The organism is Pseudoalteromonas sp. MIP2626 (assembly GCF_013414205.1).
In the GTDB taxonomy this organism is placed as follows: Bacteria; Pseudomonadota; Gammaproteobacteria; order Enterobacterales; family Alteromonadaceae; genus Pseudoalteromonas; species Pseudoalteromonas nigrifaciens.
The window spans coordinates 1-26741 of record NZ_JAATTW010000002.1; the positions used below are offsets into that span (position 1 = coordinate 1).

General features: G+C 40.4%; 19 protein-coding genes and 1 pseudogene. 3 read left to right on the forward strand and 17 right to left on the reverse strand.

All coding sequences use genetic code 11. The features are described from left to right. Positions 1–396: 396 nt before the first annotated feature. From HC000_RS01820 to HC000_RS01885, 14 genes are all read right to left on the reverse strand, one after another. Positions 397–2976 (reverse strand): AAA family ATPase, encoded by a 2580-nt coding sequence (locus HC000_RS01820; protein ID WP_179806782.1) that lies wholly within the window; start codon positions 2974–2976, stop codon positions 397–399. Positions 2977–3432: 456 nt separating this feature from the next. Continuing rightward, entirely contained in the window at positions 3433–6114 is a 2682-nt protein-coding gene (locus HC000_RS01825) for a TonB-dependent receptor plug domain-containing protein (protein WP_179806783.1), read from the reverse strand. Positions 6115–6204: 90 nt separating this feature from the next. After that, positions 6205–7821: a hypothetical protein gene (locus HC000_RS01830; protein WP_179806784.1), complete on the reverse strand. Its 1617-nt coding sequence runs from the start codon at positions 7819–7821 to the stop codon at positions 6205–6207. 309 nt (positions 7822–8130) lie between these two features. Next, positions 8131–9456 (reverse strand): CDC27 family protein, encoded by a 1326-nt coding sequence (locus tag HC000_RS01835; protein ID WP_179806916.1) that lies wholly within the window; start codon positions 9454–9456, stop codon positions 8131–8133. A 51-nt stretch (positions 9457–9507) separates the two neighbouring features. Beyond that, positions 9508–10113, reverse strand: coding sequence for an energy transducer TonB (locus HC000_RS01840; RefSeq protein ID WP_011330148.1), 606 nt, complete (start codon positions 10111–10113; stop codon positions 9508–9510). A gap of 9 nt (positions 10114–10122) precedes the next feature. After that, positions 10123–10533 carry a biopolymer transporter ExbD gene (locus HC000_RS01845; RefSeq protein WP_011330147.1) on the reverse strand — a complete coding sequence of 137 codons (411 nt, stop codon included), beginning with the start codon at positions 10531–10533 and terminating at the stop codon, positions 10123–10125. A gap of 54 nt (positions 10534–10587) precedes the next feature. Beyond that, positions 10588–11115 (reverse strand): MotA/TolQ/ExbB proton channel family protein, encoded by a 528-nt coding sequence (locus HC000_RS01850; protein ID WP_011330146.1) that lies wholly within the window; start codon positions 11113–11115, stop codon positions 10588–10590. A 3-nt stretch (positions 11116–11118) separates the two neighbouring features. Beyond that, complete coding sequence (locus HC000_RS01855; RefSeq protein WP_179806785.1) at positions 11119–12486, reverse strand: MotA/TolQ/ExbB proton channel family protein; 1368 nt, start codon at positions 12484–12486, stop codon at positions 11119–11121. A gap of 10 nt (positions 12487–12496) precedes the next feature. Further along, positions 12497–13249, reverse strand: coding sequence for a DUF3450 domain-containing protein (locus HC000_RS01860; protein ID WP_011330144.1), 753 nt, complete (start codon positions 13247–13249; stop codon positions 12497–12499). A gap of 298 nt (positions 13250–13547) precedes the next feature. Next, positions 13548–14162 carry a DsbA family protein gene (locus HC000_RS01865; RefSeq protein ID WP_179806786.1) on the reverse strand — a complete coding sequence of 205 codons (615 nt, stop codon included), beginning with the start codon at positions 14160–14162 and terminating at the stop codon, positions 13548–13550. A 103-nt stretch (positions 14163–14265) separates the two neighbouring features. Continuing rightward, a complete protein-coding gene (locus tag HC000_RS01870) occupies positions 14266–16155 on the reverse strand; it encodes a methyl-accepting chemotaxis protein (RefSeq protein ID WP_179806787.1) in 1890 nt (629 codons plus the stop codon). A gap of 279 nt (positions 16156–16434) precedes the next feature. Beyond that, positions 16435–16947, reverse strand: a complete 513-nt coding sequence (locus HC000_RS01875) for an RNA methyltransferase (protein WP_011330140.1) — start codon at positions 16945–16947, stop codon at positions 16435–16437. Continuing rightward, complete coding sequence (locus tag HC000_RS01880) at positions 16947–17459, reverse strand: YcgN family cysteine cluster protein (protein ID WP_011330139.1); 513 nt, start codon at positions 17457–17459, stop codon at positions 16947–16949. The genes HC000_RS01875 and HC000_RS01880 overlap by 1 nt, the downstream gene beginning before the upstream one ends. 93 nt (positions 17460–17552) lie before the next feature. Then, on the reverse strand, positions 17553–19406 hold the full coding sequence (locus HC000_RS01885; protein ID WP_179806788.1) for a DUF885 domain-containing protein: 1854 nt from the start codon (positions 19404–19406) through the stop codon (positions 17553–17555). Positions 19407–19563: 157 nt separating this feature from the next. On the opposite strand from HC000_RS01885, the pseudogene HC000_RS01890 reads away from it, so the two are divergent. Together HC000_RS01890 and HC000_RS01895 are read left to right on the forward strand one after the other, a co-directional pair. Continuing rightward, positions 19564–20833: pseudogene (locus HC000_RS01890) on the forward strand (amidohydrolase family protein). Positions 20834–21110: 277 nt separating this feature from the next. Then, on the forward strand, positions 21111–23531 hold the full coding sequence (locus tag HC000_RS01895) for a TonB-dependent receptor (protein ID WP_179806789.1): 2421 nt from the start codon (positions 21111–21113) through the stop codon (positions 23529–23531). A gap of 73 nt (positions 23532–23604) precedes the next feature. On the opposite strand, the gene adhP is transcribed toward HC000_RS01895, so the two are convergent. Then, on the reverse strand, positions 23605–24615 hold the full coding sequence (adhP, locus tag HC000_RS01900; RefSeq protein WP_011330135.1) for an alcohol dehydrogenase AdhP: 1011 nt from the start codon (positions 24613–24615) through the stop codon (positions 23605–23607). Positions 24616–24840: 225 nt separating this feature from the next. Between adhP and HC000_RS01905 the strand changes: the two genes are divergently transcribed. Then, positions 24841–25386, forward strand: coding sequence for a MarR family transcriptional regulator (locus HC000_RS01905; protein ID WP_011330134.1), 546 nt, complete (start codon positions 24841–24843; stop codon positions 25384–25386). Between the two features lie 64 nt (positions 25387–25450). On the opposite strand, the gene HC000_RS01910 is transcribed toward HC000_RS01905, so the two are convergent. Beyond that, on the reverse strand, positions 25451–26467 hold the full coding sequence (locus HC000_RS01910) for a lytic murein transglycosylase (RefSeq protein ID WP_179806790.1): 1017 nt from the start codon (positions 26465–26467) through the stop codon (positions 25451–25453). Then, complete coding sequence (locus HC000_RS01915; RefSeq protein WP_179806791.1) at positions 26460–26741, reverse strand: YcgL domain-containing protein; 282 nt, start codon at positions 26739–26741, stop codon at positions 26460–26462. Before HC000_RS01915 ends, HC000_RS01910 begins: the two co-directional genes overlap by 8 nt.

The following is a 26741-nucleotide window of genomic DNA, read 5'->3' on the forward strand; positions in this document are numbered from 1 at the left end:
TTGTTTATAATAAGTCGTAATAGCGACATTATGGTGTTGGCAGAATTCAATATTAGTACCACTAAACGTACTGCGTTTCAGCAAAAGCTGCTGCCACTGTGCGCTTGTTCTGTAAGTTTTCATCACCTGCTCCGAATTTATCATTGAGCAGGTATTTTTAGATAATCAGAACATCGATGCTAGGTGTGGTTCGCTAGACGCTTACAAATATAAAACCCAAAAAGCCCTGTATTAAATACAGGGCAAAGAACTATTGCCTACTTTAGGTGTCGTGGTTCATACCAATTTTGATAGTGTAGAAGTGAGATTCCAATCTAACCAAACATACAGTTAAGAGCAATAAGCATCCAGTTAATGATTGCGATGTATGAAGTCGAAATCTGATTCCTTTTGGCTTCATGACCTGCGTTTTTTTAATGCCTTAAAATACACATCAAGTGCTGTTATGTCAGCCAACAATTCATCAATATCTGGCATTTCCGTAACACCCAAACCAGTAGCGGTATCGTGACCTTCAAAGTAAGTACTACATTTCCCCATACCAGCACTAATAGTAGCTACATCCTCTGGTGTACTATCAACTATATATCGTATATTTAGCGTTTGAACAACACGACTAAACCGCTGCACAACATTTCTAATTAGCCATTCTTCAACTAACCTCTCCCATGTTTCACGCATTTTGCCATAAATATGTTTAGCATCTCGACTATACATATCTTCAATAAAGTCATCACGTTTAGTGTACCGACGAAGCTCTACTTCTAACTGTTTCAACTGGCCTATCCTATCTACAGTTTTTAAAGCATCCCAAGGTGGACTTCCTTGCGGGAATCCAGAGAGCTTCCCTCTACGAGTGATAGACTGGATATTAATCGGGTTTGAGGATTCCTCACTTAACATCATCAAGAATGGCAAGTCGTGCGTAAGTACGATCACCTGCCTATGTAGTGCTTCATCTGCAATACGTTTAGCAAACTTGCGCCTCCACTTATGATCTAAGGAATTGACTGGATCATCAAAAATAATGGCAGACTTTCGATTATCAATCGTTAACTCAGCCATAAAACCTGCTAGAGCTATACACTTTTGCTCGCCCTCACTGGCGATATGTCCTATCTTTGACGCATTCCTTGAAATCTGTAGAGTCAATTTCTGTTGACCAGCAGAACCTTGAGTTTTAGTTTCTACATCAAAGCTTTTAAAGTTCAACGCTGCTAACTCTTTGGCAAATGAAGCATTAATTACCCCCAAACTACCAGTTTTAGCCAACTCGGATATAAACCGCGTAATAAGTGAAAGGTTGGTTGTAGCTAGAGCTGAGTTAAAACAGCCAAATATCTTAATACGGTTTATTTCAATAAGGATGTTATCTTTATGCGCAGATAACCTCTGTCGATCTTCAAGCTCCATCAATCGGACCTGACTAAGCTTAATCATCTGAGCTAACGTACCGTCATCAGCAACACCATCCCTTCTTACTTTTAACGTTTCGACTTGCTTAGATAGTCGTTGTAAAAATCTCATATCGAGTGCTGGATGAGTAAATGTTGGGTTAGCAGAAGTTAGGCTGTTCTTCCTATCAAACAACTGCTGTATACAGATGTTGAATTGCTCTATGGCATCAGGTGCAGATTGCCGTATTTCCTCAAAAATACCTTCATACGGTTTAAGGTCAAAACCCAATTGAGTTATGAGATTCACCTGTAAGATTAGAGCCGCAGTTGCCTTATCAGCATCTACCTGAGAGTGATTAGTAATATAATCATTGAACCTAGCCATCCTTTCAGCAGCTTGACTTCCTACCGGTTGTAAGCAAGTAGGACAGTGTTCATTTTTAACTGGTGGGAAAGTTTTATCATCACCATTACCCATTATGAAGTTCTGCGCATGGTTCCACATTTCTTTCCAGGCATCATTCCCGATACCTTTAATTGGTAAACCATTTAAAGTATTCTGCCTTACATTCTCAGCAACTTTTAATTTAGTTAATTTATCATCATATAAAACACCAATTTTGGTTACATTAACATCATTTAGTTTTTCATATAGGTTGTTAAGAAAATTAAGTAACGGTTCACGATGTTTTAATTTGGTTGCATAAAAAGCTTTTAATTGAGCAGGTGTTTTCCCGTTTAGCTCTTCCAGATCTTTCTTTAATTGAGATATTTCTATCAACTCATTTACACAACCACATTGAGCATCTAATGTAGTTTGGGTGGCTGTAATTAACGAATTACAGAAAGCACTCACATTAGATAATGGATTTAAATCAGGTATTACGTATGGTCTACTAAATGGAATCAATTCACGTGCCAATTCATCTTTCACAAATCGACAAGCACGACACAGCTCATCCAATAATTTTACTTCTGCTGGTTTGTACTCAACACTATCTGTTTTTGAAATGTAGTTTGTTGCTGAATTAGAATCAAAAATCCTTATAGACTTTAACTCAGGACTTGGTTCCCCCTCTATAGACCAGATATTTTCAACTACTGCGGCACCGTCAACTGACACACCTAAAGTAGCTTGTGATGGAACATCTGAAGGATTGAAAGCATTTGTAGAAATAACAGGAATATCACCTCGAGTTAAACATGCACTTTTGAGTATCTTTGCATAACTTGATTTACCAGCACCATTATCCCCATATACAGCTGTTAAGCCCTCAATTGGAAAGTTTAGTGTCACATCTTCAATTAACGATGAGACATTTTTTACATTGCCTAAGCTTGCTAACGTCACTGGTGCAGCTTCAGCTTCAAATCCTGCAACCGAAACATGTTTAACGTAATTAGGAAATTCAGGTGTTCGTGGAAGTAGGCCAAACTCCATTTTGGCAACTTGGTAAATAAGCTGTAAATCTTGCTGTTGAAGACCTCCCTGCCCCATGACCATACGGACTACCTGTCTCCACCATAGGGGCTTATTAGCGCTATTTACCCATGTAACAACTTTCTCTATTTGTGTCATAAAAATCCTTTTGTGCCATGCGTTAATATACGAACATTCGACTAAGAATTGAATACCCTGATATTAAAAACAATATCCATTTGATGAATAACTTAAAGATAATTTACTCTAAGCTTAAGTTAACCTAAAGCAGGTGTTTCAGTTCAATTTTGTACCTTTCCTATTAATTAGAGAATGTACGGTAAATATAGCTAGCTGTCGACTTCGTTTCGCTTGGAACGAGAGCTAGAAAGCTTCGAACCTTATCAATACGATAAACGTTGGTATAAAGAAAGACCTACAGATTGAAACTTATATGCGGTATTTAGCCTGTAGAAAATTTAAAATAGTGTTCTACGTAATTTAGAAGTTATGTGACTCCTTCAGAATATGACCATTAGGCTCTAAATAAAAAACCCCGTACAAAGTACAGGGCTAATGCATAATTCATCAGGTTTTATTAGCTAAAATAAACATTTAAAACTCGTAGCTGTAACTCACATCAAAGGTCATTCCCACTTCTTTAGAGCGTACTACAATATCTGACTGCGTAACTTGCTGCTCTTCATCAAGTAAGTTTGTCACTTTAAACTTAACGTTGGAGTTAAAGTCGGGATACCAAGTGTAAATTAAATCGAGTGAGTGAAAAGGCTGCTCGTAGGCATCATCACGCCCGGCTATACCGGCGGCCAATATACGCTCGCCAAATACGTTATACACCAACGAGCTACTATGCTGGCCATCAACAGAGTCGTAGTTGAGCTGTAGGTTAACCACGTATTTAGAATGCCCTGTCATGCGTTTAGTCGGGTTAGTTAAGTTACTCGCAAGTGCAGGATCAATATCTGCCTCTGAGTCACTTAAAGTAATGTTACCGCTGGTAAATAGCCCTTCGGTTAAATAAGTAAGATCTTTTAGCCATTCGGTTTCTATACCGTATACCTGCGCAGTTTTACCATTTACAAATGAGGCTGAGTAATCTTCATCGCCAATGCGTAATACAGTTTCAATCGGTTTATCTATGTCTTTATAAAAGGCTGCTACAGAGAATGAATCTCCGGTGTTGCCATAATATTCATAGCGTAAATCGTAATTTTTAATTGGGCTACTTTGCAAACCCACGCGGCCAAAAGTACGAATATCGGTTAGCGGATCAAAATACGACACTGGCACTACTTCACGTAAGTCGGGGCGCACTACTGTTTCGCCATACCCTAAACGTACTTGGTAATTTTCGCCGCCTAAATAAGTAAGCGATAACGCCGAAAAAAAGTCATCTTCATTAATACTGCCTGCGGCTATTTTTTCTGGGGAATAGTAAATATTTAAGTCATCCGCAGTAAAAATTAAGCTTGAGGTGCCGATAGAGGTTTGTTTAAATTCTTCATAACGCACCCCACCACTTAAACGCAGTAAGTCATCATAAATAACATCAAACGAGCCATACGCAGCTGATATTTTTTGCCCAGCTATATAGTCATCGGCATCGGGGGCTGAGGGTTCATTAAAGTCGAGTAAAATACGTTCGCCGTCAATAAATTCATCGGTTAAATAATTGCCCGCATCAAGCGGATTATCTGCCACAGTTAACGCCAAGCCTGTGCCGTTATTTACAGCAAAACTAGAGGTGTTATAAATACGCGCTCGGTCGGCAATATCAAAGCCGGTTTTTAACTCTACCTCAACAGCATTAAAGCTTAAGGGAAGCGTTAAATTACCGCCGTATGAATTTACTCTGTCTTGCATATTTATATACGAGAACAGCGCCCGGTTATCATCGCCGGTAATTTGCGAGTTGCTATAGTTACCGCTGTTATCGTAGTTATCTCTAAATTTAAACTCTACATTAGTTGGAATGTCGGTACTGGCTTTAGAGCGAGTATATTGCCAGTCGGCGCCAATACCCCAGTAATCTAAAAAGGTATGCTGGCCTAATAACTGATTTACCGTAAGCGTGCGCTGCTCTAAATTAAACTCATGAGTACGATTAGCTCGGTTATCATTTACTATGGTAAATACCGAACTGCCTGCGGGGCTTTGCGACGTGGCTACCTCGGTTTCATCCTCGTTGTCGCGTAAATATAAGCTCATAAATGAAATACTATGGGTATTTAATCTATAACCTAAATTTAGCGTGGCGTTATAGCGCTCGTTTTCTGTGGTGGTTACTGAGTCTTTAACTGTGTTAAAACACGATGTACTTACATCTTGCGCTGAATTAAGGGTGGTTGCACAATCATCACCAATATCTTGGGCTATAACAGCGGTTCTTCTTTTTGCCGAGTCCCAGCTTTTATCGTATTCACCTGAGAGTAAAAAGCCAAAAGTGCCGCCTAAAAAGGACTCATCAAAACTATTGCCTAAATGGCCTTTAATATCCCAATTTGGGTCTAGCGATTCATCTTTTAAAGCAAAATTGCGTGGTAGCGATTTTAACAATTGATTGTTAATGGCAATTGCTTGGTCTGAGCGTGACGCCTCACTGTTATCAACCAAGTTATCTTTAGCAATAATGTTCCCCACATCAAAATTGCCTTTGTATTGCACTATGGCGTTATTTAAAATTTGGGGTATATCGCCATCGTTGCCTTTATAGGTAAAACCGCTGCTAGCCGATGTATCTTTAGATAAACCAACCGCAAATCCGGCAGTAAATTCTGCAGGAATTGATTTAGTACGAATATCGATATTACCGCCGCCAAACGCCGCTGGCATATCTGGTGAGTAGGCTTTTTGTACCGCCATACTTTGAATAATACTGGCAGGAAAAATATCCAACGGCACTACGTTGCGCGTTAAATCTGGGCTGGGAATATAAGCACCGTTTAAACGCGCGCTAGAATAGCGCTCACCTAAGCCACGTACGTAAATAAACTTACCATCGACTAAGGTTAAACCCGTTACACGGCGCAGCGCCGAAGCCGCATCGCTATCGCCGGTTCGCGCAAGTTGTTCAGCACCTAAAATATCGGCAACAAAGGCTTGGTTTTTACGCTCCTCGACTACAGCAGCGGCGCTGCCTTGTAGCCGAGTGCCAACAGCAACAACCTCTTCTATTTCGCTTTGCTCACTTTGTGCAGCGCTCAAATTAAGCGAGCTTGCTAAAAGCGAGAGACTAATTGCCAATGACAATTTATTCAATCTAGCTTGATTCAACATCTTTACAGATCCCTAATCAGTTAAAAAAGGGGCGCCTAAAATGCACTTTGCAAATGGCGCCCTAACTATTTAATGTGCGTTACTGAGGTATTAGTCTTGAGCTGATGCAGCGAGTGCTGTTTCTACCCACTTGTACCAAGGTGATGTGGTGTCTTGATCAGACACTGCACCAATGTAAGGAGCGGCTTCAAAAAAGCTCGAATCTAAGCCACTTAAGTCGTTAGCGGTAACAGTAATATCGGTTGAGGCAGTATTTGTAGCAAAGCCATTGCTAGCAAATACATCGGCCCCTTCGCCTATACGTTGATTACTGCCGTTATTATCAAACCAGGCAGTAAGTGTAGTGGCCGTTAATGCTGCAGGCTCTTTACCACTATTAAAGGTGCCATCGGCATCGTCAAATTCAGAGGCGCAGGTCATTACTGAGCTATTAAAAATAATTTTATCGGCTTGTTTTTCGCCATCGCTTGAAAAGCTAATACAGCTAGATTGCAAAGCTATGTCTTTGGTCATTAATACGTTATAAAAATTAGCATTAAATGAGTCATCAAATTTAAACGCATTTGAAGGGTCAGTATCGCGAACCGATAGGCCATCGGTGGTGATAATAGTGACATTAGCAATGGTTGGGTTTGATGGTGCCACTTGCGCACTTGATGTACCTTTTACGCCGTCTGACTCAAAGCCGTTATTACCCATATATACTGTGGTGCCTTCGCGGGTAATTACGGTGCCGTGTTTAACAAACAAAAACTGCGCTTTGCCCTGCCAACCTGCATCAAAGTCAAACGAATCATCTTGAGTGTCGGTTACAACAACATGCTTAATGGTGGTTGCGCCACCAAATATTTCAATACCATCATCAAAACCTTGGTGAATATGAATGTAGTCAAACTCTGAACCCGAGCCTACCGCATTGAGGGTTAACGAGTTTAAATCATCCCCTTCTCCGCCTACTTTAGGACCTGATCCGGCATACCAAATTTTGGTCCATTTAATATTACCGCTAGAGTCGCTATTATCATTACCACCAAAGTAACTGGTGATCCCTTCTGAGGGCACATTACACGTTGCCGCGTCGCGCTCTGCGTCAGTACATTGGTCAGTAATGCCATTACCATTAATAATTATGCCGCCCCAATCTGCATAGAGTGGGCCTTTACCTTCGGCATCAAAACGAGGAAACGCCTTAGCAGAGGTAAATACAATCGGTTTATCGGCAGTGCCAACAGCTTGAATTTTTGCACCACGGGCAATGCGCACAATAGCCTCACCCGATTTAAATGCAAGGGTTGCCCCAGGCTTAACCGTTAACGTAGGGCCGTTTGTTGGAATGCTAAAATCAGTAGTCGTGTCGCCATCTGTACCAATTAATAATGCGTCTTCGAATAAGTGAACACCGCCATCTGGTAATTCTTCAAAGGTTAAGTTAGCTGTAATTTGAATGTTTTTACTGGCAAACGAGTCATTATATAAACAGTCCTTACCATCAAAAATACCAGCAACCGTGCCCGCATCAGTTTGATACTCGGTACAACTAATATCATCGTTAGTGCCACCGCTATTATTATTTGAATTATTAACACTGTTATCAGTACTGGTGCTGTTATCGTTCACCGTGGGTGTAATTTCAATATCGCCGCCACAGCCTGCTAAAGTCATTGCAGTAGCCACTAGACTAACCTTAAATAAGCCAGATAATTTCATTGTTCACTCCGTTAAAGTATTTAATTATTTTGTTAGCGCATTAAGTAATAACTTAAGTCACTTTAAGGCACGACACTCATGCATTAAGGTCACTTGAGTTATCGAATAGGAGTACAATACGGGAGAGATATGACAGTGCCGTTACATTTTAATAAACACTATGTGACAATAATAAATTAAATATATTCATATGGTTAACTTTACAGAAGTAAAAAAACCGCACTAAATTAATATTAGTGCGGTTTGGCGTTGCGATTATAAACTGTTTTTATGCGCTATTAATTTAGCACCTAGCGCAAAAGTAAAACATTAAAGTAGCGCTGTTTTTAGGGTTTCAGCATGTATTTTTTCGCGCTTTACATATTTAATCCATTGCTTGGCTAAGCGCTGCGACTTTTTATGTATTTGCGCTTGTTCAAACGCTAAAATAGAGGCATCAAAGTTTTGTAAATTGAACTGTGCCATGCCCAAAGCTACAAATGCGTTTGATTCAAAATCAAGGTTGCCTTTATCAAGTGCTTTACGCGCAGAGTCGGCAGCTTCTTCATATTGCTCTGTATTTACATACACTTGTGCTAAGCGCTGATCGTAGTTACCACTGCTTGATAACTGCGCCGCTTTTACAAAGTATTTAATCGATTGCGCATCTTCTTTAGCTTGGATCATGGCTTCAGCTACAAAGGCATAGTTTTTAGCGGTTTGCTCTGCTATTCCTGCCTCAATTGCTTTACTCATCACTATGGCTGCTTTATAAGCCAAGCCATTGTATAAATACACTTGGGCTAATTGGCGTAAATCTGACTTGGAGGTTAAAAAGCCTTGCTGATATGCCGCTTCAATAATTGCTAGTTGTTGTTTTTCTTGACCTGTTTCGCCATACATACCTGCTAACTGCACCCAGTATTCTGGTTTGTTATACAGCTTAACCATGCGCTCTAGTACCTTTACTACTTTATCAGTTTGATTAAGTGAGTAGTACATAGCACGCTGTAATACTAGCCAGTTCTCTTTTGGTACTTTGCCTTCGCTGTCACTTAGTGTAATAGCTTGCGTTATGTAGTTAAGGCCTTGCTGGTAGTCTTTTAGCTGATAATAGGTTTGCGCTCTTAACACATAGTAGCTCTCTGGCTTATCTTTTGTATTAATAGCATCCCATTGGTCTAAAAACGTAATTACTTTGTTGTAGTCACTGTTAGCCATTGCCAATTGAGCCAAACTAAACGTAGTGCTTAAACGTAATGTTTCTGGAATACCTTCCTCTGCGACTACTTTTTCAAACGCGGCTATTGCTTTGGGTAAGTCGTTTTCGTTGTAATAAATAAAGCCATAAAAGTTATGCATCATTGCAATTTCGTAGGAGTTCATGCTTGATGCGCGATCTTGTATAGAATCAAGCGCTTCAAGGCCTGCTTTAACATCGCCATCGTCGGCAAGCTTTTGGGCTCGCGCTAACTGGCTATATACTTTTTCACGCAGGGCCGGTACTCGTTTGGTTTTTTGCTCTGCGGCTTGCGCTGTAAAAGCACTCACACCTGGTAATAAACTAAGTGCACTGGGGGTTACAATACTTGCGCTTATTGTTACGGTGCAAAAAAGTGTTAATTTAAAAATAACTGCTATTGGTTGTAATTTCATCATCGCCTCGCTTTTCTATCCATTAATAGGTTGAATTAATTAATCCAAAAATTAACCGCTTATCTGGAAAGATATTTTGTTCTGCACTCCCGCAACTTCAACGGCTTCACCATTGACTACGCGGGGCTTATATTTAAATTTAAGGGCTGCATCCATCGCCGCTCGGTCAAATAGCGATTCAGGCTCTGCCTTTAATACCTGAGGGTCGCGAACAGTGCCTTGTTTGGTTACTGTAAACTCAACAATAACGTAGCCTTCAATCCCACGAGACAGTGCGCGCCTTGGGTACACTGGCGCCACTTTTACAATGGGCAGGTATTCACCATCACTTGATTCAAGGGCTAAACCACCGGCTAAATTCACCTCGGCATCAACATTGGCCGCAAAGTCAAAATTATTAGCTTTTGCATTGGCATCGCTGTTTTGCATTTTTGGTGACTCCATTGGTGGTGGCGGCTCTTTGGGTGTGGGTGGTTTTTGTGGTTTGCGCTGTTTTGTTTGTAAGCTTTCTTCTTTTTTAAGCCGTACAAAGTCAAGCACGTTCCCCTTTGCAGGTTCGCTCATTGCGCCCTCACCACCAGTAATAAGTGCCTGCATGCCTAAAAACAGCATAAAGGTTACTAAAATGGCTATTACAAATGCTATTAAATAACGCATGGCTAACCCTTAGGCTTCTTGGGCCGCAATCGACACATCAAACACACCCGCGGCGCGCGCTGCATCCATTACTTTAATTAAAGTATCCGTGGTCGACTTTTTATCTGCTTGAATAACCACGCTCCCTTGTGGGTTTTCGGCTTTTAAACGCTCAATATTTGCCTGCACCGCACGCACATCTATTTGGCGTTTATTAATCCAAATTTCACCTGTGTCTGAAATAGCGACCAAAATATTAGCGCGTTCTTTTTTAACCGCAGTGGCGGCTTCGGGGCGGTTAACATCAATACCCGACTCTTTTACGAATGAGGCGGTCACAATAAAGAAAATAAGCATGATAAATACCACATCTAGCATGGGGGTCATGTTTATTTCTTCTGCTTCATCTTCTTGAAATAGGTTTCCTAATGGGGCTCTCATTTTTTATTCTCCTGAAATAAGTGGCTATAGGTAGAGCCACTTATTAATAATTGCTTAATGGTCTAAAACCATGCTGTCTTCAAGTAGCGCTACTTCACGTTTAGCCCGGCGTTGTAAGTACGTTGAGGCAAATACCCCAGATAACGCACCGACCATGCCTGCCATAGTTGGAATAGTTGCTTTAGATACGCCCGACGCCATAGAGCGCGCACTGCCTGTACCTGTAATTGCCATAACATCAAACACTTCAATCATTCCTGTTACTGTGCCAAGTAAGCCAAGTAGCGGACACAATGCAACCATCACATTAATAAGTGCTAAGTTAGCGTTAAGACGCATACTGGCGCGTGAGATCATCGCTTGGCGAATTTGTTCTGCATTCCAGCTATTACGCTCGTTGCGCTTAAGCCAACTGTTTTTGATGGCTTTTTTGTAACCACGAAAACCATTAAAAAAGTAAATGAATCGCTCGAGTATCAATAACCACATCGCGAAGATTAACACCCCAATGACCAAGAGAACTTGGCCACCAGTGTCGAGAAAATCACGGATAGCATTGATTGAATCAATCAATAGCACCATGGTTTATGCTCCTTTTTCACTTCGTTTTGCAATAATGCCCGCGCTTTGCTCTTGTAAAATAAGCAGTAAGCTTTTTGCTCGGGTGTTGAGTATGGTGTAAATAAATACTGTGGGTATTGCCACAACTAAGCCAAGTACTGTTGTTACAAGTGCTTGAGAAATACCGCCTGCCATGAGCTTAGGATCCCCGGTGCCAAACAAGGTAATGGCTTGGAAGGTATTGATCATCCCGGTAACTGTACCAAGTAAACCAAGCAGCGGAGCCACTACTGAAATAATTTTAATCAGGGTTAAGTTACGGGTTATTTTTGGCATTTCGCGCAGTATAGCTTCGCTTAATTTAAGCTCTAGGGTGTCGTAGGCTACATTTGGGTAGTCGTCTTTTACTTTCATAACACGGCCTAGTGGATTATCGTCGCGAGCAACTGTGTCTTTAAGTTGACGGCGAATTTTGCCACCCACTAGCAATAAAGATACAAAACGCTCAATTGCAATTAACAGGGCTAATAAACCCACACCTAAAATAACGTAACCTACAGCGCCGCCTTGGTGAACTTGCTCAGCGGTATCTGGGGCTTGTACTAGTAAACCTAAAATTGAGCCACCGGTTGGGTCTAGTGCAAACTGTACTATACCGTTTTTAGCCTGCTGTAAATCGCCTGCGGTTGATGTATAGCGCGATACGGGCTGGCGAGTAAGCTCACTTAGCGTATTTGTACTTGGGCTGTACTCTAAATATTTACCGTTGGAAATAAGGTTAAAAGCACCAACACGCACAACTTCTTGCTCTGCTTTGTTACCACCTTCAATAATAACCTGAGTATTAAAGCGGCTCACTTTGCCTTGCTCGGTCATTTCACGTTGTAGCTCGTACCACACTTTTTCAATATCTTCGATTGAAGCAAGTTGTGAAGTAGATCCCATTTTTTGTGCCAGATCGTCCATAAAAACACTTCGACCAGGTATTTCTGCCGATACCACAGAGGTAGCAAACTTATTGCTTGAATCGCCTGCCACTTGTTGCAACACACCAAACAATTCTTTAAGTGATCCCATACGCTTTGATAGGGTATCGGTTAAATTAGCCAGTTTAATTTCGTTTTCTTCAAACTGTGTTTCTAACCGCTCTGATTCACTAAGCATTTGACTACGCTTTGCTTGCGTGTCTTTTAGCATTTGTACTTGCTCGTTTTGACGCGCAGTAAATTGTTGTTCACGCTGAGTATTTTGCACACTTTGCGCAGATTTACCTTGTTCAAGGTTTTTAAGTAATGAATCTAAATCCATTGGCTCAGCTGCTACATTTGCGCATGTAAAACTTATACTTGCAGCAAGTACGGCCATTTTTGTCATTTGAGTAAACAATTTCATTTTCGACCTCTTATCGTGCTGCGTGAACTGGCAGAGTTAACATATCTGGGGCAAGTTGCTTACGCGCAATGCGTAAACCTTTATTAATTTGGCTAATGGTTGAGTCTGGAAGTGCTGCAAACGTTTTTGTTTGTGTATCCCAGCTACCAGCTAATTTACTATCGCGGGTTAAGTAAATGAGCTCTAAGCGACCAATGCGTAAAAAATCAACTTCGCGCTCTTTACCATTTACCTCAAGCAGTGCGCTGTAAGCTTCAATAGTGCGGCCATAATCAACTTCTACTTGGTAGGCTTCGAGTACGCGGCGGAACTTTTCGCTAGAGGTAATATCGGCACGTTCCATCATGGCTTTTAAAGAGGTTAAACGCTTTTCACGTTCGTCTTTTAAAAATGGCACATCGAGTAATACAAACTGTTCAAGACCGGTGATCATACGCATCATTAGTGGCGTAATTTGACGCTCAATAATTGAAACCTGATCCATAGAGAGATTCATCGATTGCATTTCTGCAATTTGGTTATTTAACTGTTTTGTAAGCTGAGCGTTATACACAGCTAAACCATCAATTTCTTTATTAAGGGTTTTAAACTGTTGCAGACGCCCTTGCATTGAATCTGCAATCTTGTCTATTTTTGTTTGTGATTGCGCAGCCGATTTAGTAATTTCACTGCTTTTATCAATAACCTTATTTAAATCGTTTGCGTGTACAGCGGCACTTGCGGCCACAATACCAGCTATAATTAATGGTTTAACGCCTTTCATCGCATACACCTTTACTCGTTAGTTAGCAGATTTGCTAGTTTGTTTTTGTTAGCTTTAAACGTTTGATACAAACAATTAAAAACTAAATATTTTCAATGAGCGAAAGTGTATAGATGAAAAATGACAAGCATGTTGCGCAAAGAAGTCGCTTTTATGACAGCGTTAATAAATAGCCTGTCTAAGGGGGCTGTGTAAGGGGTTGTGTAAGGAGTGCTGTGTAAGAAGTGTTATAAGAGGAGTGAGTGTTTGGCAACCAAACACGCATAATTTAGCAATACTTAACCTGAGTTCAGGCTATTTAGCTTAAAATAGCATTAATTTGATTTAATGTTTTTTGCCAGTCGGTGTAGTTTATTGCTATTGGGTGCACTTTATTGTCATTTATAAGCACTAAAGATGGAAAACCCTGAATGGGCAAACTATGTACATAATTAAGCTCTGCAATTAACTCATCATTAAGCTCTTTTGATTGAAGCCTATTTGCAAACTGCGCTTTATTTAAACCTATTTGCTCGGCTAAGCTAATTAATGTGCTTTCATCTGAGGGGTTTTGAGCATTTAAATAGTAAGCTTGCTGAATGGCTGCAACCATTGCACTTTCTTTGCCCGCTTTACGCGCAATAAGCGCCGCTCTACACGCCGGGTACGTTGAGCGCCTTGGTTGGCAGTTGCGCCAAAAATCAAAATTAAACTCAGTGCCCAATTGCGCTGCTATTTTATGCCAGGTGTTTTGTAGCATATCTTGCATGTTTTGTGGCATGGGATCTTGGCTGTCAGGAGCAAGCCCTCCAACTTTGTATTCAACTACTAGTTTACTCTCAAGAGCGGCTTTTAACTTAAGCCAGCTCGGCGCATAACCCCAGCACCAACTGCACATAGGGTCGTGTACATAAACAAGTTTACTTTGAGCCATTTGCTCCTCCGTATTAACAGCTCGTGCTTAATGTAAGCCATCAGCATTTACACATACTATAATGATTAATAGCTAAACTGTTGTTAGCGTTTGTTTTTAAAATTTAAACTTTAAATTTTTTAACCATACGCTCTAAATCGCTAAATTGTTGTTTAAGCTTGGTGCATTCATCCAAGGTACGGTTTAAATTAGCTTTGCCCTGTATCGAAAGCTCACTAATATTATGAATGTCTGAATCGAGAGACTTAACAACCTGATTTTGCTCATCGGTTGCACTAGCTACAACATGATTCGCATCGCTAATTTTTTGTATTGCATCTATAATCTGCTGCATTACAACACCTACTGCATCGGCTTGTTGCACGCTTGTTTCGCTGTCGCTTAAACTGGTTTTCATTAGTTCTACCGCTAAATTAGAGCCTTTTTGTAATTGGCTTACGGTGTCTTCTATTTCTTGGGTTGATTGCTGGGTTCGGTGCGCTAATTGACGAACTTCATCAGCAACTACAGCAAAACCTCGCCCAGCTTCACCAGCCCGTGCAGCTTCTATTGCAGCGTTAAGGGCCAGTAAATTTGTTTGCTCGCTTACCCCTTTAATTACCTCAAGCACTTGGCCAATACTGGCTGTATGCACGTTTAAGCTATTAATAGTTTGCTGTGCCTGTTCCATATTTTTTGATAACTGATGAATACTGGCCACATTATTACTGAGTGTTTGCTGGTTTTGCGCTGAGTGCTGATCGGCATTTTTAGCTAACTTAGAGGCACGCTCAGCACTGTTTGATATTTCCATTGCGGTGGCAGAAAACTGATTAATTGCGGTAGCTACACTGTCGGTACGTTTAGTTTGGTCTTCGTACATTAATAATGTTGAGTCGGTTTGCGCCACTAAACTCGAAATAGCCACATCTAATGACTCTGTGGTGTGCTTTACTTGCTCAATAGAGTGCTGTATTTTTTCAATGAATAAATTAAAAGAATGACTTAACTCGCCGAATTCGTCTTCATTTTCAACTTCTAATCTACACGTTAGGTCGCCTTCACCTTGGGCAATGTTTTTAATAGCGTCGTTTAATCGCTGCATTGGGCGCATTAAATAGCGCAATAATAGTTGCATCATAATAATGATAACAACTATACCAATAAGCATATATATAGCGGCCGTTTTTCCAAAGGCCGATACACTAGCAAAGGCTTTATCTTTATCGATTACCACGCCTAAGTACCAGTCAACGTTTTCTATACCGCGTATTTTTGTATACGATATAAGCTTACTTTGCCCTGCCACTTGATACTCTGTAAATTCGCTTTGCAAAGCAGTGTGGGTACCAAATAACTCAGTAGTATTTTTTAAATTAAGTGCTCTGTTAGGGTGGCTTAACACTTGGCCGTTACTGTCAATTAAAAAGCCGTAACCTAAGCCTAAAAAATCTATATCGTTAATAATTTTTGTAATAATGCTCATTTCTATATCGGCGCCCGCTACACCAATAAACTGCTCATTTTGCTGCATCGGCACAACCGCAGATATAGTAAGTTCATTGCTGGTTACATCTATATAAGGGGTAGTAAAGGCAGTATTTTCTTTGTTTTCTACTAGCTTGTACCAAGGGCGAAACGTGGCATCAAAATCAGCGGGCAATACTACGCTTTGATCGTTTAATATAAACACGCCATTGGATTTACCAATATAGGTATTTTTAAAGTTTCCGGCCAACTCAGCGGTATTAAGCTGTGTAAGGGTAAGCGCTTTGCTATCACCAGATTGGTGCGTTTTTGCTATGGCAATAACAATTGCCAGTTTGTCGTTTAGCCAATTAGCAATGTTTTGCGAAACAGATTCTGAACTTTGTTGCAGTACAAGAGCAAGTTGCTGCTCGGTTTGATTACGCATAGATACATAGTTATTAATTGTAAAAACACCAAGTACCAACACTAATACCAGTGATGCAGCAATAGTGACCTTAGAGGTAAATTTTAACGAGCCAAGCATAAGTGCCCTTTTTTAATTGTTATTATTAGCACCTACAGTTTTAGCAAATATTTAACTAAATGTCTTAGTTATTAAAGCTTACGAGCAACAAAAGAGCTAAAACAGTAATAAAGGCTTAATTATGATTATTCATGAACTTAGAAGGATCGGGAAGATTAAGGTGTGTTGTTTAAATTGTGTACTTAAAAATACAAGCCCCTTGCGAGGCTTATTACTGATTGGTGCTTAACTGCGGGAGATTTATGTCGTTTTAAAATACGCTGCACAGCGACTAAAGCGCTATGCTTTTTCCCATTTCATTTTATTATTGGTATCGCGCGAATTGATAATTGTAGTATCGCTGCTCTCTACGCCGCCTAGTTTTGCTAAACGGTCGTATAGCACCACGTTACAAGTGGCGGCGAGGTTCATGCAGCCAATAGTAGGAATATACACGACTTCGTCGGCCCACTTTAAAACGTCTTTAGACACTGAGCCATCCTCTGGGCCAAACACATAAAATGCGTTTTCTGGGTGGGTAAACTCAGGCAGTGGCGTTGCACCTTCAATTAGCTCAATAACCACAACCGTGGCACCTTGTGGCTTTACTTTTTCTAAATTATCGGTGGCCGTTAGTGAAATTCGCTCAACCACATTTTTTGTATCGGTATGAAACTTTTGTGCATTTAAATAACGGTTTCCGGTAAAAAACACCTGCTGTGCGTCGTAGCAACCTGCAGCACGTAATACACCGCCCACATTAGTTGGGCTTTTGGGATTTAATAAACCAATAACAGCCTGTTGTTTGCTCATTAATCACTATCCTTGGTTGGCCACTCTGCTATATATAGGTCAAAGTCATCGAGCTTAACGTCGCAATCTTTTACGGTTTTGTCTTTTACCGAAATGCCCTGCTGATGCATTTTTGTTTTGTCGCCATTATTTAACAGCGGATGCCACGAGGCCAACCCTCGCCCTTCGTGCAAACGGCGATAGCTGCAACTTTGTGGCATAAAAAAGATATCTTTGAGGTTTTCTTTGGTAAGTTTTACACAAGATGGTACCAGCGTTTGACGATTTTCATATTCGCTACAACCACAGGTATTATTATCGAGATACTGACACACAATATTAGTAAATATTAACTGCTCACCTTCGCGTAGCTGATCGGTGGCGGTAAATTCATCTTCATCTTCGCTATCAATAAAGGTATTTAAGCAGCATTTCCCGCAGCCGTCACAAATGGCTTCCCATTCATTTTGGTTCATGTCGCTTAGGCTTTTTTCAAGCCAAAATTGTGTATTTGCTAATTGTTGATCAAACATAATGTACTCGCGCCCCTAAAGAGCGCGCATTCTACCGTATTGCTGCAAATGGCGCAAAGCCAATACCTTGCAGGTAAGGGCTTTGCCTAAGCATTATTGTACTGATTTAACCCAGCGCTTTATTTTCTGTTCTAAAATTGGCATAGGTAATGCGCCATCTATGAGTATTTGCGTGTGAAACGCTTTAATATCAAACTTATTACCTAGCTGTTTATGTGCGTAGTCGCGCAGCTCACTAATTTTAAACTCTCCTAATTTATACGACAGCGCTTGGCCTGGCCATGCTATGTAACGCTCAACTTCGGCTATTACATCACTTTTAGCCATAGACGAATTAGCTAGCATGTAATCAATACCTTGCTCACGCGTCCAGCCTTTTGCATGAAAACCAGTATCGAGTACTAAACGCATAGCGCGTAATTGCTCATCTGATAAACGCCCATACCACATATACGGGTCGGTAAATAAGCCAAGCTCTTTCCCTAAACTTTCAGCGTACAACGCCCAACCTTCGGCAAATACGGTGTAGCCACCAAATTTACGAAAATCTGGCAGGCCATCTATTTCTTGCTGTAATGCTATTTGAAAGTGATGCCCAGGTGCTGCTTCGTGAATCGATAGTGTTTCGAGTAAAAACTTAGCCTGCGCCTTTAAGTTATAGGTATTAATATAAAAAACACCTGGGCGAGAACCATCTGGTGCTGGAGACGCATAAGATGCGCCCGCAGCCGACTGTGCTCTGTAAGCTTCTACTGCTTTTACAACGTATGGCGCTTTTGGTGCTATGTTAAAAAGCAGTGGCAAACGCGCATCAATTTTTTGTTTTACGTTTTCGTATGCCGCTATTAACTCTTGCGGCGTGTTGTAATAAAATTCGTCCGAATCACGTAAGTGGTCAAAAAATGCAGATAAGTCACCTTTAAAGCCAACTGTTTCTTTTACTTTTTTCATTTGCGATAAAATACGCGCTACTTCACTTAAACCAATATCATGAATTTCGTTGGCAGATAAACTAAGCGTAGTGTGTTTTTTAATTTGGTATTCGTACCACGCTTTACCGTTAGGTAAATCGCTATAACCAACACTTTCTCGGCTATTAGGAATATATTGATTAGCAAAAAACTCGCTCATGCTGTTATATGCAGGTACTAAACGCTCTATAATCAATTTTCTATATTGTGCTGTAATTTGTTGCTTTTGCTGTGCTGTAAACGACTCTGGGAAGTTTTTAATTGGCGCCCAAAATAGTGAGTCTTCAGCGTCAGTTACCACATGGGCTGCAAATTGTGGTTGCAGCTTTTTAGCCAGTGGCCTTGGTAACACTACGCCAAGCTTTATGCCTTGCGCCATTGATTCTTGCACACTTACAAGCCAATTAATAAAGCCCTCACTTCGGGCTAAAAAGTTGCTGTAATCTTCAACTGTATTAAAAGGTTGTGCACTTTGTCCCGAGCCAAAACCAGCAAAGGTGTTATGTGCCCCTGCCATTTGATTAATTGGCAGTAAATAATCTGGGTATTGCATTCCTTCAAGTTTAAGCGCTAAGTCTTGGGTTAATATTTCAAAGCTTAATAATGCTTGTCCTACTAGCTGCTCTTTATCTATAAGTGTTAAGCGCTGTTGATATTTTTTATAAAAAGCGGCTTTTTTATCACGGCTAGCCGATGAAATAACAGGCGTAAATTGGTTATTAAACTCATTACGGCCATTGTAAGTGGCACTGAGAGGGCTAAACATAAGCGATTCATCGTAATATTGCGCTACCAGTACATCAAGCTGTTGCTGCGCTGAAAGCTCTGACACCACTGCTTTGGCAGTATTAGCCATGCTCAATTGCGCGTGGCTACTGGTGGTGTTACTTTCATGCTTACTTTTATTTATATTAGTGCAACCACTTAAAGCAAGCAGTACACCACTGGCTATAACCGCCAAGTTTATTAATTTCATGCTGATACCTTGTTAAAATTTACTTATCGAGTATGCGTAGTTACATCAACTAAATAAAGAAATTACGATAGATAACAGCCATCGCTATTTATTTGCAGTTTGTGTTTAGCTTGGTAAAGTCGAGTTAATTTAAAATACTAATAAAAGACCCCCTAATATGAAAAAACAACTACTGTCTGCTTCTATCGCACTTTTATGTTTAAACAGTATGAATGCCTATGCTGTTACTTATGTATCTGCTAAGGCAATGCTTGATGTTCAAAGTGGTAAGTTAATACAGTCGCCCCTAGTTACCATAGATAATGGCGTGATCACCGCAATTGATAGCAATAAAACGCCTAAGCTTAATAAAGGGGATGAACATATTAAGCTGCCTGAACTGACACTTATGCCAGGATTAATGGACATGCACGTGCATTTAACCAGCGATCCAACGGTACCTCGCAGTGAGCGTGTAGGACAATCGATACCGCGTATGGCTGTAAAAGCAGCATACTTTGCGAAAAAAACCCTAGAAGCTGGGTTTACTACTGTGCGTAACGTAGGCGCAGAAGGTTACAGCGTAATTGCAGTACGCGATGGAATTAATGCAGGCGATATAATTGGCCCTCGTATTTGGGCAGCAGGCCCCTATTTAGGTATTACCGGCGGCCATTGTGATAACAACCGTTTGCCACCTGAGCTTAAATATACCTCGCAAGGCGTTGCGGATGGTCCATGGGCGGTACGCGTTAAAGTGCGCGAAAATATTAAATACGGTGCCAACGCCATTAAATTTTGTGCCACAGGAGGAGTATTTTCAAAAGGGACTAAATTGGGTGCACAGCAGTACTCATTTGAAGAAATGAAAGCCATTGTAGATGAAGCGCATCTTCGCGACTTACCAGTAGCCGCGCATGCTCATGGTACAGATGGTATAAAAACCGCAATTAGAGCCGGTGTTGATAGCGTAGAGCATGCCAGTTATTTAGATGACGAGGCAATTAAATTAGCTAAAGATCATGGTACTTGGCTTTCAATGGATATTTACAATACCGAATATACATTGAGTTTTGGCGAACAAAATGGCGTAGATGAGGAAAACCTAGATAAAGAACGCCAAATCTAAAGTACAGCGTGATAGCTTTAAACGTGCAGTGAACGCCGGCGTAAACATGGTATTTGGCACCGATGCTGCTATTTACCCGCATGGCGATAATGCTAAACAGTTTTCTCGCATGGTTGAGTTTGGTATGACTGAACTGCAAGCAATTCAAGCATCTACTGTAAATAGCGCAAAGCTATTAAAAATGGATAAGCAGTTAGGCCAACTTAAAACCGGCTTTGCAGCCGATATTATTGCAGTAAAAGGCAATCCGCTTAAAAATATTGCAACACTTGAGCACATTCCTTTTGTAATGAAGGCAGGGGTAGTTTACAAAAATTAGTAACTCTTTTTAGATAGCTCTACATAAGGCCCGCTTTTAATTTATAGCGGGCCTTTATTTTAAGTCTAAACAATTTATAGCTGAAACTTTGGCCAACTTAGGCTGAAAAAGCTAATCGTACATTTAAAAAGCATAAGTTACGCTTACCAATTTCAACACGATTAAAAAAACAGCAAACAGATTGTTATTAAAGTTTTTTTTTGAACTTTTTATTTATTTTAATAACGATAACCATTATCATTCACGCAACTTGTTAAATACGAATACTTACCATTATATGCATAACTTTAAATATTCTTTACTTACCCTTGCTTGTTTAAATGCACAATTAGCCTTTGCCGATGACATAAAAGTTGAAGACAACATAGAGCGCATTAGCGTTTACGAAAAACAAAACCGTGTTGTTATGAGTTCCGGCCTAGCTACTAAGTCAAATATGTCGTTAATGGAAACCCCAGCTCCTGTGGTTATTATTGACCGTGAACTTATAGAATCACAAGGGGTTAAAAGCCTGCAAGACTTAGTACGCAACGTAAGTGGTTTAACTCAAGCCGGCAATAACTACGGTATTGGCGATAATTTAGTTATTCGCGGCTTAGATGCCAATTACACCTACGACGGTATGTATGGCGGTGCTGGGCTAGGTAATACCTTTAACCCGACTCGTTCACTTACTAATGTTGAATCGGTTGAAGTACTAAAAGGCCCTGCTACTGGTTTATATGGCATAGGTAGCGCTGGTGGCGTAATAAACCTAATTGAAAAAAAGCCTGAGTTTAACGAAAAACATAAAGTGGGCGTAGAGCTTGGCCAGTGGGATAGTTATGCACTTTCGATTGATAGCACCAATGCTATAACCGATAATTTAGCCTATAGGGTCATGGCTAAAACGGCTTCCAGTGCCGGTTTTCGTGACTTAAAAGAAGATCGCGACGAAATTTATACCTCGCTTAAATATGTATTCGATAACAAACAAAATATTATGCTCTCCGCGGCCTACATTAAAGATGCCATTGCAGTGGATTCAATTGGTCACCCTATTCGTATTTACGATGCAAACTCGGTAAATGGACTAACGTCTGATCAAGTAACCGGTGCTGACTTAGTAAATGATCCGTCTGGCAATGGCTTGCAATTATCTGAAGCGCAACGCATTGAGCTTGCAAATTCATTATCGTCTTCCGATGGTTTAACGCCTTACAGCTTTGGTACTAATGGTATTATTTCACCTATGGCTAAAGATAACGAAGGTGAGGAGCTGCGTTTTAAATTAACCCACAACTACTTTATTACCGATGATTTGTTTTTGAATCAACAATTGCAGTATCGTAATTACACCTCAAGCTTTGCTCGTCAAACCGGGGCTTATAATTACGTGTATTCAACCCGCAGTGGAGTAATAAATCAAGATCCGCGCGCGCCACTAGTTGAAGACGGTGTACTTTACCCGTTTGCAGCACGCCGCCAAGAGTATCGCCAAGTGGAGGCCGACGAGAAGTCGTGGCAGTACTTTGCCGATTTGCGTTACGACTTTTCAGTAGCCGATATAGACAACGAGTTATTAGTAAACGCTAATTATGAAGATAGAGATATTGGCTTTAAACAGTACTCTATTTATGATGCCGATAAAGTGATCAACGATAGCGACGGTAACTTACTTTACCAAGGCACACTGCCCTACATTTACGATATACGAGAGCCTAACTGGCCAACCGGTAACTTTGCCGATTACGACCCACTTAAAACCAGCGACTATAATAAAAAAGTACAAGCTTGGGGGTTAGGTATTCAACATGTAAGCTATATTAATGAAGCCCTTACTACACGTATTGGGGTTGCCTATAACCGCATTAAACAAAGTTACGAGCATTTAGGTGTAGATGAGCGCTACAGTTCAAGCCGTGCAAACCCAACACCTGAGGCAAATACATCAGACAGTGGTTTAACCTATAATTTAGGTGCGACTTATCAGCCAACTGATGATTTTTCGATATTTATTAATCATTCTAAAGGGCGTACAGCCTACAGTGTTTTAGGCTCTGTAAGTGGTAACGAAGCCGACAGAGAAGATTCTGAATCGTTAAGTAACGATTTAGGATTTCGCTTTAAGGCCTTTGACGATCAGTTATTAGCATCTATTGTGGTATTTGAAAGCGCACGAACTAATTTAGAGTATGCTAATCCTCTTTATGAAGCGGGTGTATCTGCAGAGGGGGTAGTTGAAAGCTTTTATAATGGTAAAGAAGAAACCAAAGGTGTGGAGCTTGATTTAAACGCTTACTTAAACGATAAATGGAAAATAAACGTCAACGGCGTATACCAAGATGCACGTGATCAAAGTAATCCTAATAGCAGCAGTTTCGATACTCGCCAAAAAGGCGTGCCCTATGTAACTGCCAGCACTTGGGTAACTTACTACGCAAACATGTTTAATTTACCAGAGGCGGTAAATATTAGCGGCGGTATTACTTTTGTAGATAACCGCAGCACTAACTCTAGCTCGTTTTCGATTCCGGATGGTTATGTACCTAGCTATACAATTTATGACACTGCTATTTCGTACACAACTGATAAATGGCATATGCAGCTAAATCTTAATAATTTATTTAATAAGCGTTATTACTCTAAAGCCATGTTTTTAGGCGGTATGCCTGGGCAAGAGCGCAATGCTAAATTGAGCTTTAGCTACACACTTTAACTAGGATTTGTCACTAAAATAATAAAAGGCGTACATACTTAATATGTACGCCTTTTATTGCCTTTTTTAACCGTTAAATAGTAACAACTATACGGCCGTTAATTTCGCCTTTGAGCATATCATCAAAAATTTCGTTAATATCCTCTAAGCGTTTTTCTTCAATAATTGCTTTTACTTTACCTTGTGCTGCAAATTCTAAGCACTCTTGTAAATCTTTTCGAGTACCTACAATAGAGCCCACAACTGACACACCATTTAATACTGTGTCAAAAATAGGTAATGGCATATCCTCTGGCGGTAAACCAACTAACACACACTTACCACCACGACGTACACTTTTATAAGCTTGCTCAAAACCAGGCTTTGAAACTGCAGTACATACAACTGCATGCGCGCCGCCTACTTGTTCAAAAATGGCTTCGCTTGGAACCACTTCTTTAAAGTCGAGGGTAATATCTGCGCCAAGCTCTTTGGCCAGCGCGAGTTTTTCTTTGCCGGTATCAACCGCTATAACATTAAACCCCATTGCTTTAGCATACTGTACAGCTAAGTGCCCAAGACCGCCTACTCCCACAATAGCCACCCATTGCCCGGGTTTAGCTCCCGATACTTTAAGTGCTTTATACGTGGTTACTCCAGCGCAAAATAATGGCGCGGCTTCTGAAAAGCCAAGCCCTTCGGGTATTTTTACCACGTAGTCACCGTGTGCTAAACAATATTCGGCGTAACTACCATCTATAGAGTAGCCGGTATTATGCTGTGACAAACACAGGGTTTCTCTGCCATCTAAGCAAAACTCACAATGCCCACAGGCACTGTAAAGCCAAGGCACACCTACGCGATCGCCTACTTCTAGGTGTTTAATATTGCTACCGACCTTTTCAATTACACCTACGCCTTCGTGACCTGGCACTAAAGGCATTTTAGGCGCAACAGGCCAATCGCCATGACATGCATGTAAATCTGTATGACACACCCCACAGGCCGCTATTTTTACCAATACATCATTTATGCCAACCTCTGGGATAGGCATGTCTATTATTTGTAATTTACCTTTAAATTCATTATTAATTGCAGCTTTCATAATCATTCCATCGTTTAAGTAATACCTATAAAATAAGTATTAATGTGTATTAAAAATAAACTTCATTGCTTTATACCCGTTACAACTTAAACCAATATAGCTGAGTGATTATTAATCTAAATTAAACTTTAGTCTGACAGTAATTACTTAACTCGCTGTAAAATCTTGCCATACTCAATAAGCGTGCTAGCATTAGTTTCTGAAATTACTAAAAATTAAGAAGCTATGAGTTTATCCGACAAAAATTTTTCCTTTGTAATGCACTGTGGTGAAATGGGTAGCCGCTGGGGATTCAATCGTACTATTGGACAAATGTGTGGCTTATTGATTATTACTAAAAATCCGATGACCGCGAACCAAATTGCAGAATCCCTCAGTATTTCACGCGGCAATGTTAGTATGGGCATTAAAGAGCTGCAATCGTGGCAGCTCATTAAAGTACAACATATTCCTGGCGACAGAAAAGAATATTATGCCCCTGCGGGTGATATTTGGGATATGGCTAACCGGGTGTTCGAAGAACGTAAAAAACGCGAAGTAGAGCCTACTCTAAGCTTACTGCGCGATAATCTATTAGATACTGCAAGCAACGAAGATGAACTTTACGCACAAAAACAAATGGGCGAAATTCATAACCTGCTTGAAACAGTGACTAAATGGTCATCTGAATTACAGCGTTTAACCCCTGAGCAGCTTAATAAGCTAATGAAGTTAGGATCTGGCATCGGTAAGGTAATTGATTTAAAAGATAAAATATTTAAAAAAGAGTAAGTAAAACCCAAAATTCAAAAAAGCCGCAATTGCGGCTTTTTTTTAGATACTTATTTAATCTGTATTATATTTTTGGATAGCCAATTCTGTCTGACAAATAACCTACACTGGTAGCAAAGTAATACGAGCGATTCCAGTGCATAAATACTTTATAGTTATCGTAGGCTAAGTACATACGACCATTTATATCATCTGGCATTACCAACGCTGCTCGTACATCTACATTTGGCAGATCACTACCATCTGCACGGCGTACACCTAGTGCTTGCCATTCGGCTAATGAGCGCTCTGAATCATTCCAAAATTCTAACCATTGTTTACGCGTTTTAGTACCGCGCACTAGCACGTATTTACTATCAAAGTTTTCTGGTAACTTAACCTGACGACCCCATGTAAGCGAGTCGTTCCAGCCTTCTTGCTTTAAGTAATTAGCAATAGAGGCGAATGCATCTTCTTTGGTAGTCCAAATATCTTTGCGACCATCGTTATTATAGTCAACCGCGTAAGCGTTAAATGAGGTAGGCATAAATTGCGTTTGCCCCATAGCACCTGCCCAAGAGCCTTTAAACTTATCAAGGGTAATGTGCCCTGACTTTAAAATATCAAGCGCAGCCCAAAGCTGTTTTTTATACATGGTTTCGCGACGACCATCGAATGCGAGCGTAACGAGCGATGAAATTACATTATGGCCACCTTGTATAGCACCAAAGTTACTTTCAAGGCCCCAAATTGCCACAATAAAGCGCGCTTGCACGCCAAAGTCTTTAGCTACTTTTTCTAGCACGTCTTGGTTTTCGGCGTATAATTTACGGGCGCGATCAATTTTCCATTGCGGTACGCGTTTAGGTAAATAGGTTTCGAGCGTTTCTTTAACTTCTGGCTGATTTTTATCTGCAGATACTATTTTTTCTTTATAGCTTGCACCAGCAAATGCTTGATCAATAAGCTGGCTGTCGTAACCCTTTGCAATTGCTTCTTGCTTTAAAGCGTCTAAATATGTTTGAAATTCAGCTTGGGTTTTTGCCATTACAGATGTGCTTAAACATACTCCACATAAAATTATGGCTAATTTTTTAATCATTCTCGGCTCCGTTTTCTTTTCGCAATTGGCTTAACAGATTCTCTTGCGGAGGCGGTATTTGTAAATAATACCCTTTTTCTGTCAATGCTGCTTTTACGGTTTCTAAATCAGCTGTACCTAACACCTCACGTTTTGCTAGGTTTATCAGCATCACATATTTAGGTTGACCAAACATAGCCATTAAAGGTTCCGGAACTTTAGTAAAATCATCTCTTTTTTCAACAAATAAGAAGCTATCCGCTTTTTTCTTACTTTTATATACCGCAGTGAGCAT